We start from the raw sequence: 17,357 nt of genomic DNA on the forward strand, positions 1-17,357 counted from the left end.
GCACCTCGGACCATCAGGTACACCGGGTTGATGCCATCGCGAGCAAGCCCGCTCCCACAGGTCTCGCTGAAGATTGGCGACGAGGTGCTGTGGAAACGCCCCGTCGGCGATCAGTTGATCGAAGTGCTGCGTGTAGAACCCGATGCTTAACGACCAACTGTGGGAGCGGGCTTGCTCGCGATGCAGGCACCTCGGACCATCAGGTACACCGGGTTGATGCCATCGCGAGCAAGCCCGCTCCCACAGGTCTCGCTGAAGATTGGCGACTAGGTGCTGTGGAAACGCCCCGTCGGCGATCAGTTGATCGAAGTGCTGCGTGTAGAGCCCGAGGCTTAACGACCAACTGTGGGAGCGGGCTTGCTCGCGATGCAGGCACTTCGGACCATCAGGTACACCGGGTTGATGCCATCGCGAGCAAGCCCGCTCCCACAGGTCTCGCTGAAATACGCGCAAAAAAACGGAGCCCCGAAGGCTCCGTTTTTTCAAACCACTGACCCGGATCAGGCCAATTTTTTGTGTCGCACACGGTGCGGCTGGGCAGCTGCATCGCCCAAACGCTTTTTACGGTCGGCTTCGTACTCGGTGTAGTTGCCTTCGAAGAACACTGCCTGGGAGTCGTCTTCGTACGCCAGGATGTGGGTCGCGACGCGGTCAAGGAACCACCGATCGTGAGAGATCACAATGGCGGCGCCCGGGAAGTCCAACAGGGCTTCTTCCAGCGAACGCAGGGTTTCAACGTCGAGGTCGTTGGAAGGTTCGTCGAGCAGCAACACGTTGCCGCCCTCTTTCAAGGTCAGCGCCAGGTGCAAGCGACCGCGCTCACCGCCGGAGAGGTCTTTGACGAACTTCTGCTGGTCGCCGCCCTTGAAGTTGAAACGGCCCACGTAGGTGCGCGACGGGATTTCATAGTTGCCGATGCGGATCTGGTCGGAGCCGTCGGAAATCTGCTGGAACACGGTTTTGCTGCCGTCGAGGTCTTCGCGGCTCTGGTCCACGCAGGCAAGCTGCACGGTGTCGCCGACTTCGATGCTGCCCGAATCCGGCGTTTCCTTGCCCATCAGCATGCGGAACAGCGTGGATTTACCCGCACCGTTACCACCAATAACGCCGACGATCGCGCCTTTTGGCATGCTGAACGACAGGTTGTCGATCAGTACGCGGTCGCCATAGCCTTTGGAAACGTTTTTGAACTCAATCACCTTGTCACCCAGGCGCGGACCGGCCGGGATGTAGATTTCATTGGTTTCGCTGCGTTTCTGGAATTCCTGCGACTGCATTTCTTCAAAGCGCTGCAGACGTGCCTTGGATTTCGACTGGCGGGCTTTGGCGCCTTTGCGCACCCATTCCAGTTCTTCCTTCATGGCTTTTTCGTGAGCCGATTGCTGCTTGGATTCGGCGGCCAGACGGTCGGACTTGGCTTCAAGCCAACCGGAGTAGTTGCCCTCGTAAGGGATACCGGCGCCACGGTCGAGCTCCAGAATCCAGCCGGCTACGTTGTCGAGGAAGTAGCGGTCGTGCGTGATCGCAACCACGGTGCCCGGGAAATCGTGCAGGAAGCGCTCCAGCCAGGCGACGGAATCGGCGTCCAAGTGGTTGGTAGGTTCGTCGAGCAGCAGCATGTCGGGCGCCGACAGCAGCAGGCGGCACAGAGCCACACGGCGTTTTTCACCACCGGAGAGGAATTCGATCCTGGCATCCCACGCCGGCAGGCGCAGCGCATCGGCGGCAACTTCGAGTTGGCGCTCAAGGTTGTGACCGTCGCTAGCTTGCAGGATGGCTTCTAGCTTGGCCTGTTCGGCAGCGAGCTTGTCGAAGTCGGCGTCTTCTTCAGCGTAAGCGGCGTAAACCTCGTCCAGGCGGGCCTGGGCGTTTTTGATCACGCTGACCGCTTCTTCAACCACTTCACGCACGGTCTTGGTCGGATCGAGGATAGGCTCTTGCGGCAAGTAACCGATGTTCAGTTCCGGCATCGGGCGGGCTTCGCCTTCGAACTCGGTGTCGACGCCGGCCATGATTTTCAGCAGCGTGGACTTACCCGAACCGTTGAGGCCGAGCACGCCAATTTTGGCGCCGGGGAAGAAGGACAACGAAATATTTTTCAGGATTTCCCGCTTCGGCGGAACAACTTTTCCCAGCCGATGCATGGTGAATACGTATTGAGCCATGGTGAACCTAGCGTCAGTGACAGATGAATTAAGCGGGCGAAGCCCGTGCCAGGCCATGCGCCGCGCGGGCCGTTGATGGTGATCAATGCCTGCGTGCGGAAGAAGCCTGAATGTCTGGGGCTGGAACGCCCTCGCGTAACCTTCAAAGCTACCTGAATGCGCTTGGTCAGTCCAGCCAGGCGGGACTGGCACTTTGCCACAACTCAAGGCATGCTAGCCGCCCTTCGGGCGTCCGGCTTATAGTGCACGTCGCGCGCCAGCTCAGCCAAACCGCAGGATCACAGCTTGTCCAAAGTCACGCCGCCCACGCCTCTTCGCGCCGCTCATATAGCGCCCGGAGCGCCCCTGCACGGCACCTTTAAAGGCGCGTTGGCGACGCTTGTGCTGATGTTGCTCGCTTTATTGTTCTGGCAATTGCTCGACCAGTTGCAGCAAAACCAGAAGAACCAGCAGCAATACACCATCGACTACAGCGCCGACCTGGCTGAACAGATCAGCCTGAACATGGCGCTGAGCGCAAAAATCGCGATGAATTTGCTGCCGATCGTCGAGCCGCCGCGCAACGACGAACAGCATCAGGCCCTGATAAGCACCTTGCAACGCTCATTGCCGGAGCTGCGCAGCGTGGCGTTGCTCAGCGCCAGCGGTGCGATGATCAGCGACAGCGCCAAAGACAGCCAGGACAGCGCGTTGCTGACAGAACTGGTGCAGCGCAGCCAGGCGCAACCGTATTACCTGAGCAACAACGCCGACGGCACGCTGATCTATTTGCTGCTGCACCAGCCCAGCGGCGGCTCGAAAATGTACTGGGCACTGCGCCTGGCCCCCAATTACCTGACCAACCTCAACGGCCAGGACGCCCAAGGCCCGCGCCCGATGTGGGCCATCGAGAACCGCCTTAACCATCACGTGGTCAGCCGTGACACCGGCATGCCGGCGCAGTGGCCCACCGCGCTGACCCCGGATGAACTGAATAAAAGCGTGCTGGTAACGCCGCTGAGCAGAAGCGACTGGCAGTTGCGCGGGCTGTTCGACCGCAGCGCCGTGCTGGAGCAGTTACTGCCGGCGTTTATCGGCAAATGCTTGTTGGGCCTGGCCTTCTCGCTGATCCCGTTGGTGGTGCTGCTGAACATGCGCCGCCGCCAGCGCCAGGTGCATGAAGGCCGCAGGCGTTATCAGGATATTTTCGAAGGCACCGGCGTGGCCCTGTGCGTGCTGGACCTGTCGGGGTTGAAAGGCTTTTTCGACAAGGCAAAACTGCACACCCGCGAGCAATTGCAGGCCTGGCTGCACCACAACGCTGAGCAGCGCCGGCAACTGCTCAAGGAGTTGCGCATCACCGAGGTCAACCAAGTCGCCGTGCGCCTGTTGGGCGTCGGCTCTTGCGAGGAGGCGTGGGAACGCCTGATTGATGATCGCTCGGGCAATGCCACCGCAATCGGCCACCTGGTGCTTGAAGCGGTGCTGACCCAGCAAAAGCAGCTGGAACTGGAAATCCAGCTCAACGACGCCGCAGGCAACGAACAATACCTGTGGCTGGTGATGCGCCTGCCGGAGCAGCAAGACGACTTCAAGGCGGTGATCCTCAGCATCAGCGACATCACCAGCCGCAAGCTGATCGAGCTGTCACTGGTGGAGCGCGAAAGCTTCTGGTCCGACGTGGTGCGCACCGTGCCCGACCACCTGTACGTGCAGGACGTGATCAGCCAGCGCATTATTTTCAGCAACCATCACCTCGGCCACACCCTGGGCTATGACAAAGTAGCGCTGCAGCAAATGGGCGACTACTTCTGGGAAATCCTGCTGCACCCCGAAGACGCCGAGCATTACCACGACCTGCGCCAGCAACAACGTGAAACCGGCTACGCGAACCAGTTGCAGTGCCAGTTGCGCTTTCGCCACCGCAATAACCAATGGCGGCGCTTTGATATTCGCGAGCAGGCCCTGGCCCGCGACAAGAGCGCGCAAGTCACCCGAATCATCGGCGTGGCCAAAGACATTACCGACCAGATTGAAGCCAGCGAATCGCTGCGCGACAGCGAGCAGCGCTACCGCATGCTGGCCGAAAGCATCAGCGACGTGATTTGCTCCACCGACAGCCAACTGGCGCTCAACTACATCAGCCCGTCGGTCAGCGCCGTGCTGGGCTATGACGTGGAATGGGTGCTGAAAAACGGCTGGCAGTCGATTATTGCCAACCCGCAGCAACTCACCGGCATTTATAGCCTGGTCGAGCAGGTCAGCCGCGCGCTGGGCGACGTCGAGGCGCTGAACACGCTGCGCGATCAATTGCAGAGCCGGCTGTTCGTCTTCGACTGCCTGCGCGCCGATGGGCGCAAAGTACCGATTGAGCTGCGCCTGGTATTGGTCTGGGACGAACATGGCGCGTTTGAAGGCATTCTTGGCGTGGGCCGCGACATCAGCCAGCAACGGCGCGCCGAAAAAGACCTGCGCATGGCCGCCACGGTGTTCGAACACTCAACGTCGGCGATCCTGATCACCGACCCGGCGGGTTACATCGTGCAGGCCAACGAGGCGTTCAGCCGCGTCAGCGGTTATGCCGTGGCGGATGTGCTCGACCAGTTGCCGAACATGCTGACCGTCGACGAACAGCAGGAAGCCCACCTGCGTTATGTGCTAAAGCAACTGCACCAGCACAGCACGTGGGAAGGCGAGGTGTGGCTGAAACGCCTGAATGGCGAACATTACCCGGCGTGGGTCGGCATTACCGCGGTGTTCGACGATGAAGGCGACTTGGCCAGCTATGTGTGCTTTTTCAGCGACATCAGCGAGCGCAAGGCCAGCGAACAGCGCATCCACCGCCTGGCGTATTACGACGCCCTGACCCACCTGCCCAACCGCACGCTGTTTCAGGACCGCCTGCACACCGCGTTGCAGTCGGCGGAACGGCAGAAGTCGTGGGTGGTGCTGATGTTCCTCGACCTCGACCGCTTCAAGCCGATCAACGATTCGCTGGGCCACGCTGCCGGCGACCGCATGCTCAAAGAGATGGCCACGCGCTTGCTGGGCTGCGTGGCCGAAGACGACACCGTGGCGCGCATGGGCGGCGACGAGTTCACCTTGCTCCTGCAACCGCGCGTCAGCCGCGAAATGGCGTTGAACCGCGCGATCAATGTGGCCGAGCAGATCCTCGCCAGCCTGGTGAAGCCGTTCGTGCTGGAAGGCCGCGAGTTCTTCGTGACCGCCAGTATCGGCATCGCCCTCAGCCCGCAAGACGGCAACGAGCTGAGCCAGTTGATGAAGAACGCCGACACCGCGATGTATCACGCTAAAGAACGCGGCAAAAATAACTTCCAGTTCTACCAGGCCGACATGAACGCCAGCGCCCTTGAGCGCCTGGAGCTCGAAAGCGACCTGCGCCACGCGCTGGAACAGGACGAATTCGTGCTGTATTACCAGCCGCAATTCAGTGGTGACGGCAAACGCTTGACCGGCGCCGAAGCCTTGCTGCGCTGGCGCCACCCGCGTCGCGGGCTGGTGCCGCCGGGTGATTTTATTCCGGTGCTGGAGGAATTGGGGCTGGTGGTAGACGTGGGCGACTGGGTGCTCGGCGAAGCCTGTCGCCAGCTTAAAACCTGGCATCAGAACAAGGTGCGGGTGCCGAAAGTCTCGGTGAACATCTCGGCGCGGCAGTTCTCGGATGGTCAACTGGGTGAACGCATCGCCAGCATTCTGCGCGACACGGGCCTGCCACCGGCGTGCCTGGAGCTGGAGCTGACCGAAAGTATCCTGATGCGTGAGGTCAACGAGGCGATGCAGATCCTCGCCAGCTTGAAAAACCTCGGCCTGAGCATCGCAGTGGATGACTTTGGTACGGGTTACTCGTCGCTGAACTACCTCAAGCAGTTCCCTATCGACGTGCTGAAGATAGACCGCACGTTCGTCGACGGCCTGCCCTCCGGCGAGCAGGACGCGCAAATCGCCCGCGCGATTATCGCCATGGCCCACAGCCTCAACCTCGCGGTAATCGCCGAGGGCGTCGAGACCCACGAGCAGTTGGATTTCCTGCGTGAGCATGGCTGCGACGAGGTGCAGGGTTATCTGTTCGGGCGGCCGATGCCGGCGAACCGGTTCGAAGCGCAGTTCAGCAATGATGCGCTGTTCTTGCTTGACTGATTTTGGAGCAGATTCAAGCTTTAAGCTGCAAGCTGTTTGGAGCAGGTACAAGTTTTAAGCTGCAAGCTGCAAGCAGAAGCGGATCCGCTTTAGATTTTGCTTTTGCTTTTGCTTTTGCTTGCGGCTTGCGGCTTACAGCTGCCGCTTGAGCGGCGTCCATCCGCAACATGATGTCCTTTCATATGCCATCTAAAACCCGTTGGGTTAGAATGCCCTCCTTTTCTGCCCCCGATCCTTGAGGACCGCCATGTTCAGCCGTGATTTGACTATTGCCAAGTACGACGCCGATCTCTTTGCCGCCATGGAGCAAGAAGCCGTGCGCCAGGAAGAGCACATTGAGCTGATCGCTTCGGAAAACTACACCAGCCCTGCGGTTATGGAGGCTCAAGGTTCGGTGCTGACCAACAAGTACGCCGAAGGCTACCCAGGCAAGCGCTACTACGGTGGTTGCGAGTACGTCGACGTGGTTGAGCAATTGGCCATCGACCGTGCCAAGGAACTGTTCGGCGCCGATTACGCCAACGTGCAGCCGCACGCTGGCTCACAAGCCAACAGCGCGGTTTACCTGGCCCTGCTGCAAGGCGGCGACACTATTCTGGGCATGAGCCTGGCGCACGGCGGTCACCTGACCCACGGCGCCAGCGTTTCCTCTTCGGGCAAGCTGTACAACGCGGTTCAATACGGCATCGACGCCAACGGCCTGATCGACTACGACGAAGTCGAGCGCCTGGCGGTTGAACACAAGCCAAAAATGATCGTGGCCGGTTTCTCTGCCTACTCGCAGATTCTGGACTTCCCGCGTTTCCGTGAAATCGCCGACAAAGTGGGCGCCTACCTGTTCGTCGACATGGCTCACGTAGCCGGTCTGGTCGCGGCTGACGTGTACCCGAACCCGGTGCCTTACGCTGACGTGGTGACCACCACGACGCACAAAACCCTGCGCGGCCCACGTGGCGGCCTGATCCTGGCGCGCGCCAACGCCGAGATCGAGAAGAAGCTCAACTCCGCGGTATTCCCGGGCGCCCAAGGTGGCCCGCTGGAGCACGTAATCGCCGCCAAAGCGATCTGCTTCAAGGAAGCGCTGCAGCCTGAGTTCAAGACTTACCAGCAACAAGTGGTAAAAAACGCCAAGGCCATGGCCGGCGTGTTCATCGAACGCGGCTACGACGTGGTTTCCGGCGGTACTGAAAACCACCTGTTCCTGCTGTCGCTGATCAAGCAGGACATTTCCGGTAAAGATGCTGACGCCGCGTTGGGCAAAGCCTTCATCACCGTGAACAAGAACTCCGTGCCGAACGACCCACGTTCGCCGTTCGTCACTTCCGGCCTGCGCTTCGGCACCCCGGCAGTGACCACACGTGGCTTCAAGGAAGCAGAGTGCAAGGAACTGGCCGGCTGGATCTGCGACATCCTGGCGGATCTTTCCAACGAAGCCGTGATTGATGCGGTACGTGAGAAGGTCAAGGCCATCTGCAAGAAGCTGCCGGTATACGGCGCTTGATTGCAGTTGCTTGAACAAAAAGCCCGGCTCATGAGCCGGGCTTTTTTATGCCTGAAAACGCTGCTTGCTCAACCTGAAATGCAATCAAATTGTGGGAGGGAGCAAGCCCCCTCCCACAGTTTTTGGCTGCATTTCAGGTCAGGTCAGGGTTGGTAGACCTTGGCAAAACCTTCGCGGATCTTGTCTTCCGGCAACTCGTCGGCAATAAACACGATCACACTTTCGCGTGCGCAGCCCTCGGCCCATTCGGTGTCCCAATCGAACCCGTAGAGCTTGAGCACGCCCTGAAACACCATGCGCCGGTCTTCGCCGGCAATATTGAGCACGCCTTTGTAGCGCAACAACTGCTTGCCGTGGTCCTCCAGCAGGTCGTTCATGAACGCGCTGAGGCGGTCAATATCCAGCGGCTGGTCGGTACGCAGCACAAGGCTGGAAATACGGTCTACAGACGGCGCAGCAACCACCGGGCGCAGGCTCATGCCGGCGTTGAGGTTGAAGCCGCGCACGTCCAGCAACTCGGCCAGGTCGATGGCGCCGTGGTCGACCACACTAATCGGCGCTCGGCGGTTGATGCGGGTCAGGCGTTGGCTGAGGGCGTCAAAGGTCGCCGCGTCGACCAGGTCGCGCTTGCTCACCAGCAAGCGGTCGGCGAAACCGATTTGCGCCTGCGCGATGGTCTGGGCCAGGTGCTGGTCGGCGTGGGCCGCGTCGACCAGCGTGATAATACCGTCGAGGATGTAGCGCTCGCGCAGTTCTTCATCGATGAAAAACGTCTGCGCCACCGGCGCCGGGTCGGCGAGGCCGGTGCATTCGATCACCAGGCGGTCGAAGGCGATCTCGCCGTTGTCCAGCCGCTCCAGCAGCAGGTACAGCGCTTTGGTCAGGTCGGTGTGGATGGTGCAGCACACGCAGCCGTTGGACAGGGTCATGACTTGCACCGGCTCGGCACCCAACAGCTGGGTGTCGATACCGGCGTCACTGAATTCGTTTTCGATCACGGCGATTTTCAAGCCGTGTTCGGCCTTGAGCAGGTGGCGCAACAAGGTGGTTTTACCCGCGCCGAGGAAGCCGCTGAGTATGGTGACGGGGATGGGAGAGGACAAAGAGATTCTCCTTTTTAGATGAAATAACTGAAGGAACGCAAAACAAATGTGGGAGCGGGCTTGCTCGCGAAGGCGGTGTATCAGTCTGAGTATGCATCAACTGACACGCCGCAATCGCGAGCAAGCCCGCTCCCACATGGGGCACTACACGCCCAACTTATCGGGCTAGCAACACTTGGGCCCACCCTTGCCGCCGTAACGGGCTTCCTGGCGTTCGCGGAAGAACGCCTTGTAGTCCATCATCGGTTTGCCCGGGTGTTTGGTTTGCATATGCTCGACGTAGGTGTCGTAGTCGGGCATGCCGACCATCAGGCGCGCGGCCTGACCGAGGTATTTACCGAGGCGACTGATGTCATTGAACATGCTTGCACTCCTCGATTATGCGTCCGGTATGGCCTGGAACGGGGCTTCTTTATCCGTGCGTTCTTTGTTGCCCCAGGCAGCAATGCCAACCTTGAGCGCATAGAACAGGATGCTGAACACCACGAACAGGAACAGCGCGGTAAGCGTTGCGTTGGTGTAGGCGTTCCAGATCACGTGCTGCATCTGGTCGATGTTCTTGGCCGGGGCGAGGATCTGGCCGTTGGCCAGCGCGTCGCTGTACTTCTTGGCCAGCGACAGAAAGCCGATCGCAGGGTTAGCGTCGAACAGCTTGATGAAGCCTGCGGTGGTGGTGCAAATCAGCAGCCATACAGCGGGCAACATGGTCACCCAAATGTAGCGCTGGCGTTTCATTTTGATCAGCACAACGGTGGCGAGCATCAGCGCGATACCGGCCAGCATCTGGTTAGAGATACCGAACAGCGGCCACAAGGTGTTGATGCCACCCAATGGGTCGATCACGCCTTGGTACAGCAAGTAACCCCACATCGCCACACAGCCCGCCGTGGCAATCAGGTTGGCGGTCCACGACTCGGTACGCTTGAGCGACGGCACGAACGAACCGAGCAGGTCTTGCAGCATGAAGCGCCCGGCTCGGGTGCCGGCGTCAACCGCGGTCAAGATGAACAATGCTTCGAACAAAATCGCAAAGTGGTACCAGAACGCCATGGTGTTTTCACCCGGCAGCACACTGTGCAGAATTTGCGCGATACCCACCGCCAGCGTCGGCGCACCCCCGGCACGCGCCAGGATGGTGGTTTCACCGATGTCATGCGCGACGGCTTGCAGCGCTTCCGGGGTGATCGCAAAGCCCCAACTGCTGACCGTTTGCGCAACCGTCACCACGTCTGCGCCCACCACGGCAGCCGGGCTGTTCATGGCGAAGTAAACGCCTGGCTCGATCACCGAGGCGGCAACCATGGCCATGATCGCGACGAACGACTCCATCAGCATCGCGCCGTAACCGATGTAGCGCGAGTTGACTTCGTTATCCAGCAGCTTGGGCGTGGTGCCCGAGGAGATCAGCGCGTGGAAACCCGAGACCGCGCCACAGGCGATGGTGATGAACAGGAACGGAAACAGGCCGCCCTTCCACACCGGGCCAGTGCCGTCGGTGAACTGCGTCAGCGCCGGCATTTTCAGCTCGGGCATGGTGACCAGAATGCCAATCGCCAGCGCGACGATGGTGCCGATTTTCAGGAACGTGGACAGGTAGTCACGCGGCGCCAGGATCAGCCAAATCGGCAGTACCGCTGCGACGAAACCGTAGCCGATCAGCATCCAAGTGATCTGAATGCCGGTAAACGAGAAGGCCTTGGCCCACACCGGGTCAGCCGCGATTTGCCCGCCCAGCCAGATCGAGCCGAGCAGCAACAGCACGCCGATAATCGAAATTTCGCCGATGCGGCCGGGACGGATGTAGCGCATGTACACGCCCATGAACATCGCGATCGGGATGGTCGCCATCACCGTAAAGATGCCCCACGGGCTCTCGGCCAGGGCCTTGACCACGATCAGCGCCAGCACCGCGAGGATGATGATCATGATCAGGAAGCAGCCAAACAGCGCAATAGTGCCGGGAATGCGGCCCATCTCTTCGCGGACCATGTCGCCCAGCGAACGGCCGTTGCGCCGCGTGGACATGAACAAGACCATGAAGTCTTGCACCGCGCCTGCCAGCACCACCCCGGCAATCAGCCAAAGCGTGCCGGGCAGGTAGCCCATTTGCGCCGCCAGCACCGGGCCGACCAACGGGCCTGCACCGGCAATCGCCGCAAAGTGGTGACCGAAAAGAATGTGTTTGTTGGTCGGCACATAGTCCAGACCGTCGTTGTTGACCACTGCGGGGGTGGCCCGTAGCGGGTTCAGTTGCATCACGTGGGTCGCGATAAACAAACTGTAGTAACGGTAGGCAACCAGGTAGATGGCCACGGCAGCAACCACAATCCACAACGCATTGATCGCCTCGCCGCGGCGCAAGGCCACTACGCCAAGGGCGCCTGCTCCTACGATTGCCAGCAGCAGCCAGGGTAAGTGGCGTAGCAGGCTATTATTATTTTTCATTTTTATATTCCAGCCAGGGTGGACAGAAAGGACAGCCATCCCGAGTTTAGCGCTACTTGCCTTAAAGACCAGCCCCCTACATTGGTCTAGAGCCTTCAATGGGCCAAAAACAAGAAAACCCGACTCAATAATGGCGCAGGGCTACAATTTCCTCATTCACCGAGGGTTTCACCATGAACGAGCAACCGTCTGATCGCCGCCGCTTCCGCCGAATCGCCTTTGACGCCAAGACCGAACTGCGGCAAAACGGCCAGGAATGGTCGGTGCAGTTAGTCGATCTGTCGCTGAAAGGTTTGTTGGTGCAACGGCCGCAGCCTTGGCTGGGCAGCGCCGATGCCCCTTTTGATGTGGATATTCACCTCGACGCAGAAACCGATGTGCAGATGCAGGTGCGCCTGACTCACGATGATCATGGGCAACTGGGTTTTGTGTGCGAGCACATTGACCTGGACTCGATCAGCCACTTGCGCAGGCTGATCGAGTTGAACCTGGGTGATGAGGATGAGCTGCATCGGGAGCTGGCGGCGTTGCTGGAAATCTAACGGCAACACCTACCCACCGTGGGAGGGGGCTTGTGTGGGAGGGGGCTTGCTCCCGATAGCGGTGTGTCAGGCACCTGTGTGTCACTGGCAGGCCGCTATCGGGTTCAAGCCCCCTCCCACAGGTCAGGCTTGGTAGCCTGTTGGCGGGTTATTCGAACAATGCATCCAGGGCTTGTTCCAGTCGCGTGACCCCGATCACCTGCAGCCCCGGCGGCATTTCCTTCGGCGCATTGCCTTTGGGCACGATGGCGCGCTTGAAGCCGTGCTTGGCGGCTTCCTTCAGGCGCTCCTGGCCGCTGGGCACCGGGCGCACTTCGCCTGACAGGCCCACTTCACCAAACACCAGCAGGTCATGCGGCAGTGGTTTGTTGCGCAGGCTGGACATCACCGCCGCCATCAGGGCCAGGTCGGACGCGGTTTCCAACACCTTGACCCCGCCGACCACGTTGAGGAACACGTCCTGGTCGTGGGTCGGGATGCCACCGTGACGGTGCAACACCGCGAGCAGCATCGCCAGGCGGTTTTGATCCAGGCCAAGCGTGACCCGGCGCGGGTTGGCCAAGTGGCTGTCATCCACCAGCGCCTGCACTTCCACCAGCATCGGGCGGGTGCCTTCCCACGTCGCCATCACCACACTGCCAGGGACTTCTTCCTGTGCGCGCGTGAGAAAAATCGCCGAAGGGTTAGAGACTTCTTTGAGGCCGCGGTCGGTCATGGCGAACACGCCCAATTCGTTCACGGCGCCAAAGCGGTTTTTCACCGCGCGCAGCAGGCGTAACCGACCATCGGACTCGCCTTCAAAATACAACACGGTGTCGACCATATGCTCAAGCACCCGTGGCCCGGCCAGCGCGCCTTCTTTGGTGACGTGGCCGACCAAAAAGATCGCCGTGCCGCTCTGCTTGGCATACCGCACCAGCAACGCCGCGCTTTCACGCACCTGAGACACGCCGCCTGGCGCCGATTGCAGTTGCTCGGTGAAAATCGTCTGGATCGAGTCGATCACCATCACCTTGGGCTTTTCGATGCGCGCCGTGGCGATGATGCTTTCGATGCAGGTTTCGGTCATCACCCGTAGCTGGTCCTGGGGCAAACCCAGGCGACGCGCGCGCATGGCCACTTGCTGCTGGGATTCTTCGCCGGTGACGTACAGCGCCGGCATGCGGCTGGCGATGCTGCACAGGGTTTGCAGCAGAATGGTCGATTTGCCGATGCCGGGGTCGCCGCCGATCAGCACCACCGAGCCGTCCACCAGGCCGCCGCCAAGTACGCGGTCGAGCTCCCCGGAAGCCGTGGAGAAACGCGGGATCTCTTCGACGCTGACTTCGGCCAGGGTCTTGATCTGCGCCTGTTGCCCGGTCCAGCCAGCACGGCCGGTGGGGGCTGCAGCGCCGCCACTTTCGATCATGGTTTCAGTCAGGGTGTTCCACGCGCCGCACTCGGTGCACTGGCCAGCCCACTTGGGAAAGGTCGCGCCGCACTCGGTGCAGCCGTACATGCGCTTGGCCTTTGCCATTTAAGAACCTCCAACCGAAAAACCGCGATGATAGCTCAGCGCGGCGCCGGGGTCCGGATTTCACCACTGGCCAATCGTGAAGCACTGTTGCCGATAGGGTCTTCAGCGTTGAGGTCGGCGCCTTTGGCCTTTAGCTCATCGAGCAATTCGACGCGCTTGAACAGCCCGGCGTACATGGCGGCGGTCTGCCCGGCGCCGTTGCGTTGGTCGGGGTTGCAGTCGGTCGACAGCAGGCGTTGAGCGATTTTCAGCTCGCCTTTGAAAATAGCGCCCATCAGCGCGGTATTGCCGCGTTTGTCCTGCACGCAGGCATCGGCACCGGCGTTGAGCAGGCGCTCCACGAACGGGGCCTGGCCGTGATAGGCGGCGAGAATCAGCGCGGTGTAACCCTTATCGTCCTGGGTGTTGAGGCTGTAGCCGGAGTCGATAAAGGTGTTGAGCATGTCGACATCGCCACGGCGCGCGGCGTCGAAATAGTAGTCCTGTAACTGCGCTTTGAGCACCGCCGGGTCGGGGGACTCGGCATGGGCGACGAACGCGAGCATTGCCAGCAGTAAACCAATTGAAATACGCATGGGCTTTTCTCCTCAAGAGGTCGACGCCCGAAAGCAGGGCGTCGACTGTCACCAACGTCAGTCAGTCAGCTTGTCTGCCAGCGCTTTCACGCGGGCCAGGTCGCCCTTGGCGACCTTGGTCACGCCGGTGCCGTATTCCGGGTCGGCCTTATAGAGGAACGACAGAATGATGTGCTTGCTCTCGTCATCGGTGGTGGCCAGCGAGCCGCCGAAGTTTTCGATCAAGTCTTCACGCTCTTTCTTGGTGTAGGAGCGGTACAGGTCACCGGCCTGCTTGAAGTTCTGCTCGCGCTGGATCTTCGCCTGCTGGGTGCTGCCCGACAGCGCCAGTTGGCTGTAACGCGCGTCTTTTGGCTCTTCGCGAGGCTCCAGGCGGCTTGGCTGGTAGTTCACGCCGCTGGTGGTTTTGCCGGTGTTCAGCGTGCCGTCCTGGTTACCGTTGTTAACGGTGACGCGGGGGGCGTTGATCGGCAGTTGCAGGGCATTCGCGCCCAGGCGATACATTTGGGTGTCGGCGTAGGAGAACACACGGCCTTGCAGCAGGCGATCCTCAGACGGTTCGATGCCCGGCACCAGGTTGGCCGGGGCCATGGCGACTTGCTCGGTTTCCTGGAAGACGTTGCCGGGGTTGCGGTTCAGCACCATTTGCCCGACTTTGCGCTCAGGCACATTCGGCCAGATCTTGGTGGCGTCCAGCGGGTCGAAATCAAACTTGGCCAGGTCTTCAGGCTTGAGCACCTGCACGTACAGGTCCCACTTGGGGAAGTCGCCCTTGTTGATATGCGTGACCAAGTCATTGGTCATGTGGCTGTAATCACGGCCCTGCACTTCGGTGACTTGCTTGGGATCAAGGTTCTTGATGCCTTGCAGGCTCTTCCAGTGAAACTTAACGTAATGCACTTCGCCTTTGGCGTTGATCAGCTTGTAGGCGTGCACGCCGTTGCCGTCCATCTCGCGGTAGCTGGCCGGGGTGCCCGAGTCGGAATACAACTCGGTGAGTGTGCGGGTGGACTCTGGCACATGCGAGAAGAAGTCAAAGCGGCGCGAGTCGTCGTCGAGGTTGGTGCGCGGGTCCGGCTTGAAGGCGTGGACCATGTCCGGGAATTTAATCGCATCGCGAATAAAGAACGTCGGGAAGTTGTTACCGACCAGGTCCCAGTTACCGTCGGCGGTATAGAACTTGGTGGCGAAGCCGCGCGGGTCACGTAGGGTTTCCGGCGAATGGTTGCCGTGCACCACGGCGGAGAAACGCACGAATACCGGCGTGGCTTCACCGGCGGCGAATACCTTGGCCTTGGTCAGGTCGCTGAGGTTGTCGGTCACGGTGAATGTACCGTGGGCGCCGGTACCTCGGGCGTGTACCACACGCTCGGGGATGCGTTCACGGTCAAAACGTTGCAACTTCTGAATCAGCTGCACGTCTTGCAGCAGCACTGGGCCAGTGGCTCCGGCGGTTTGCGAGTTCTGGTTATCGCCAACGGCGGCGCCATTATCGCGGGTCAGGTTTGCGGCGTGTACGGAGAGAGAAAGCAGGCTTACGCTCACCAGTGTCAGCGCATATCGCGCTGAAACCGGCCCGCGGCTCATTGGACTCTTCATCATGGTTTCCTCTGGTTTTTTTAGTACACATTCAGTTGTGCTTGTCAGAGGCTAATGACCTGAACGCCAGAAGATAAATAGAAAACCTGTACCTACTCGATAAAGAAAATAATGTGGCCCGCCGCCGAAATAGCGAGTATTTCGCGCGCGATTACTGGCACTTTGCAAACTATTTACGATTTCATGTGTCGATAAAAATCAACAGTGTAAACAGTTGTGTCGGGCAAGCGCTCTGCGACTGTCTTACACTGCCATTCACTCTACTCATCTGTAACAAGGAATAACCTATGGGCGTGATCAGTGAATTCAAGGCCTTCGCGGTCAAAGGTAATGTGGTCGATATGGCCGTCGGTATCATCATCGGCGCTGCCTTCGGCAAAATTGTTTCCTCGTTCGTAGGCGACGTAGTGATGCCACCGCTCGGTCTGTTGATCGGCGGTGTGGACTTTGGTGATTTGGCGGTGACGCTCAAAGCCGCTCAAGGCGATGTGCCAGCAGTGGTGCTGGCCTATGGCAAGTTCATCCAGAGCGTGGTCGACTTTTTGATCGTCGCGTTCGCGATCTTCATGGGCGTGAAGGCCATCAACCGCCTGAAGCGCGAAGAGGCCGTGGCCCCCACTTTGCCGCCAACGCCGACGAAGCAAGAGGTGCTGCTGAGCGAGATCCGCGATCTGCTCAAGGCACAGAACGACAAGCCGCTTTAATCAGCACCGGCTTGGAAAAAAGGCGCCTGGTGACAGGCGCCTTTTTTATTACCAGTAGTTTTCCACCGCCACTTGGCCAGGGCGCCGGCTGAGGCTCAATTGCATGTCGCGAAGCTTGAGCAGTTGGCGGGTGTCATCGACCATCTGCGGGTTGCCGCAAATCAGCACGCGCGAATGTTGCGGGGTCAGCTCTACGCCGGCGGCGCGCTCCAGCTCGCCGTTCTCGATCAACGTGGTAATGCGCCCGTTCAACGCGCCCGGCTGGACCTCACGGGTGACGATGGGAATATAGATGAGCTTGTGCGCGTACTCGGCCAGGTATTCACGCTCACCCAGCGTCGCGATCAGCGACTGGTACGCCAGCTCCCTGGTTTCGCGCGCGCTGTAGACCAGGATGATGCGCTCGAATTTTTCCCAGACCTCAAAGTCCTGCAGCATCGACAGGAACGGTGCCACGCCGGTGCCCGTGCCCAGCAACCACAAGTCACGCCCGTCTATAAAGCGATTCAAGGTCAGAAAACCCGTGGCCTGGCGCTCCACCATCAAGGTGTCGCCCACCTGCAGGCGGCTTAACTCACTGGTGAATTCGCCACCCGGCACGACGATAGAGAAGAAGTCGAGATACTCGTCAAACGGCGAAGACACAATCGAATAGGCACGCCATACCGTGCTGCCATCCGGCTTGGTCACCCCAAGGCGCACGAACTGGCCGGCGGTAAACCGAAAGCCCGGGTCGCGTGTGGTACGCAGGGTAAACAGGCTGGGGGTGAGTGACTGCACGTCGAGCAGGGTCTGGCGGGTAAATTTCTCAGCACTGGCCGTCATGGCGGGCTCCGTTCAACAGGTGCCCTAGTGTCCCTCAAAGTCGTGCCGGGAAACACCGCTGGTTTGTACTGGCATTAGCAGTGCGTGCGCTGACAAGCGTGAAAGTGTTAATTTTTTAAGACGGTAGCTTCTTGCACTCATTGGCAGATCGAACTAATCATTTAGTTATGCCCTACCTTCCTGCACACGATTAATGAGTGCAGCAAATGCAAACATCAGCGGCTGGACACCTTTGAAACAAGGAA

Annotated in this window: 13 protein-coding genes; 4 read left to right on the top strand and 9 right to left on the bottom strand. The window is 59.9% G+C overall.

Annotated elements, in window-relative coordinates:
• Positions 1 to 500: 500 nt before the first annotated feature.
• A complete protein-coding gene (ettA, locus tag AO240_RS02260; RefSeq protein ID WP_099235005.1) occupies positions 501 to 2,165 on the bottom strand; it encodes an energy-dependent translational throttle protein EttA in 1,665 nt (554 codons plus the stop codon).
• A 285-nt stretch (positions 2,166 to 2,450) separates the two neighbouring features.
• Between ettA and AO240_RS02265 the strand changes: the two genes are divergently transcribed.
• Positions 2,451 to 6,302: a bifunctional diguanylate cyclase/phosphodiesterase gene (locus tag AO240_RS02265; protein WP_099235006.1), complete on the top strand. Its 3,852-nt coding sequence runs from the start codon at positions 2,451 to 2,453 to the stop codon at positions 6,300 to 6,302.
• A 13-nt stretch (positions 6,303 to 6,315) separates the two neighbouring features.
• On the opposite strand, the gene AO240_RS28520 is transcribed toward AO240_RS02265, so the two are convergent.
• The gene (locus tag AO240_RS28520) at positions 6,316 to 6,471 is read right to left on the bottom strand and encodes a hypothetical protein (RefSeq protein ID WP_218244379.1); all 156 of its coding nucleotides are present in this window, start codon (positions 6,469 to 6,471) and stop codon (positions 6,316 to 6,318) included.
• 78 nt (positions 6,472 to 6,549) lie between these two features.
• Between AO240_RS28520 and glyA the strand changes: the two genes are divergently transcribed.
• Positions 6,550 to 7,803, top strand: a complete 1,254-nt coding sequence (gene glyA, locus AO240_RS02270) for a serine hydroxymethyltransferase (RefSeq protein ID WP_099235007.1) — start codon at positions 6,550 to 6,552, stop codon at positions 7,801 to 7,803.
• Positions 7,804 to 7,946: 143 nt separating this feature from the next.
• Here glyA and yjiA read toward each other — a convergent pair whose 3' ends face one another.
• The 3 genes from yjiA to AO240_RS02285 form a co-directional block, all read right to left on the bottom strand.
• The gene (gene yjiA / locus AO240_RS02275) at positions 7,947 to 8,906 is read right to left on the bottom strand and encodes a GTPase (protein ID WP_099235008.1); all 960 of its coding nucleotides are present in this window, start codon (positions 8,904 to 8,906) and stop codon (positions 7,947 to 7,949) included.
• 165 nt (positions 8,907 to 9,071) lie between these two features.
• On the bottom strand, positions 9,072 to 9,269 hold the full coding sequence (locus AO240_RS02280; RefSeq protein WP_058415061.1) for a YbdD/YjiX family protein: 198 nt from the start codon (positions 9,267 to 9,269) through the stop codon (positions 9,072 to 9,074).
• Positions 9,270 to 9,284: 15 nt separating this feature from the next.
• Positions 9,285 to 11,351 carry a carbon starvation CstA family protein gene (locus AO240_RS02285; RefSeq protein ID WP_058415060.1) on the bottom strand — a complete coding sequence of 689 codons (2,067 nt, stop codon included), beginning with the start codon at positions 11,349 to 11,351 and terminating at the stop codon, positions 9,285 to 9,287.
• A gap of 173 nt (positions 11,352 to 11,524) precedes the next feature.
• Here AO240_RS02285 and AO240_RS02290 point away from each other — a divergent pair, with 173 nt between their 5' ends.
• The gene (locus AO240_RS02290) at positions 11,525 to 11,893 is read left to right on the top strand and encodes a PilZ domain-containing protein (protein WP_099235009.1); all 369 of its coding nucleotides are present in this window, start codon (positions 11,525 to 11,527) and stop codon (positions 11,891 to 11,893) included.
• 148 nt (positions 11,894 to 12,041) lie between these two features.
• Here AO240_RS02290 and radA read toward each other — a convergent pair whose 3' ends face one another.
• The 3 genes from radA to katB are packed head-to-tail and all read right to left on the bottom strand — an operon-like array spanning position 12,042 to position 15,583.
• Positions 12,042 to 13,409, bottom strand: coding sequence for a DNA repair protein RadA (gene radA, locus AO240_RS02295; RefSeq protein WP_058415058.1), 1,368 nt, complete (start codon positions 13,407 to 13,409; stop codon positions 12,042 to 12,044).
• Positions 13,410 to 13,444: 35 nt separating this feature from the next.
• Positions 13,445 to 13,984 carry an ankyrin repeat domain-containing protein gene (locus AO240_RS02300; protein ID WP_099235010.1) on the bottom strand — a complete coding sequence of 180 codons (540 nt, stop codon included), beginning with the start codon at positions 13,982 to 13,984 and terminating at the stop codon, positions 13,445 to 13,447.
• 57 nt (positions 13,985 to 14,041) lie between these two features.
• Positions 14,042 to 15,583 carry a catalase KatB gene (katB, locus tag AO240_RS02305; protein ID WP_099235011.1) on the bottom strand — a complete coding sequence of 514 codons (1,542 nt, stop codon included), beginning with the start codon at positions 15,581 to 15,583 and terminating at the stop codon, positions 14,042 to 14,044.
• Positions 15,584 to 15,870: 287 nt separating this feature from the next.
• Between katB and mscL the strand changes: the two genes are divergently transcribed.
• Complete coding sequence (gene mscL / locus AO240_RS02310; protein WP_058415055.1) at positions 15,871 to 16,287, top strand: large-conductance mechanosensitive channel protein MscL; 417 nt, start codon at positions 15,871 to 15,873, stop codon at positions 16,285 to 16,287.
• 48 nt (positions 16,288 to 16,335) lie between these two features.
• Here mscL and AO240_RS02315 read toward each other — a convergent pair whose 3' ends face one another.
• Entirely contained in the window at positions 16,336 to 17,112 is a 777-nt protein-coding gene (locus AO240_RS02315) for a ferredoxin--NADP reductase (RefSeq protein ID WP_099235012.1), read from the bottom strand.
• Positions 17,113 to 17,357 lie beyond the last annotated feature (245 nt).

The sequence above is a fragment of the Pseudomonas sp. ICMP 460 genome (assembly GCF_002723595.1).
Lineage (GTDB): Bacteria > Pseudomonadota > Gammaproteobacteria > Pseudomonadales > Pseudomonadaceae > Aquipseudomonas > Aquipseudomonas kitaguniensis.

Bases quoted from the DNA above. Each gene is read 5' to 3' on its own strand.
- radA (WP_058415058.1), bottom strand. From the start codon at position 13,409: ATGGCAAAGGCCAAGCGCATGTACGGCTGCACCGAGTGCGGCGCGACC.
- glyA (WP_099235007.1), top strand. From the start codon at position 6,550: ATGTTCAGCCGTGATTTGACTATTGCCAAGTACGACGCCGATCTCTTT.
- mscL (WP_058415055.1), top strand. From the start codon at position 15,871: ATGGGCGTGATCAGTGAATTCAAGGCCTTCGCGGTCAAAGGTAATGTG.
- AO240_RS02300 (WP_099235010.1), bottom strand. From the start codon at position 13,984: ATGCGTATTTCAATTGGTTTACTGCTGGCAATGCTCGCGTTCGTCGCC.
- AO240_RS02285 (WP_058415060.1), bottom strand. From the start codon at position 11,351: ATGAAAAATAATAATAGCCTGCTACGCCACTTACCCTGGCTGCTGCTG.
- AO240_RS28520 (WP_218244379.1), bottom strand. From the start codon at position 6,471: ATGTTGCGGATGGACGCCGCTCAAGCGGCAGCTGTAAGCCGCAAGCCG.
- AO240_RS02315 (WP_099235012.1), bottom strand. From the start codon at position 17,112: ATGACGGCCAGTGCTGAGAAATTTACCCGCCAGACCCTGCTCGACGTG.
- ettA (WP_099235005.1), bottom strand. From the start codon at position 2,165: ATGGCTCAATACGTATTCACCATGCATCGGCTGGGAAAAGTTGTTCCG.
- AO240_RS02290 (WP_099235009.1), top strand. From the start codon at position 11,525: ATGAACGAGCAACCGTCTGATCGCCGCCGCTTCCGCCGAATCGCCTTT.
- katB (WP_099235011.1), bottom strand. From the start codon at position 15,583: ATGAAGAGTCCAATGAGCCGCGGGCCGGTTTCAGCGCGATATGCGCTG.
- AO240_RS02280 (WP_058415061.1), bottom strand. From the start codon at position 9,269: ATGTTCAATGACATCAGTCGCCTCGGTAAATACCTCGGTCAGGCCGCG.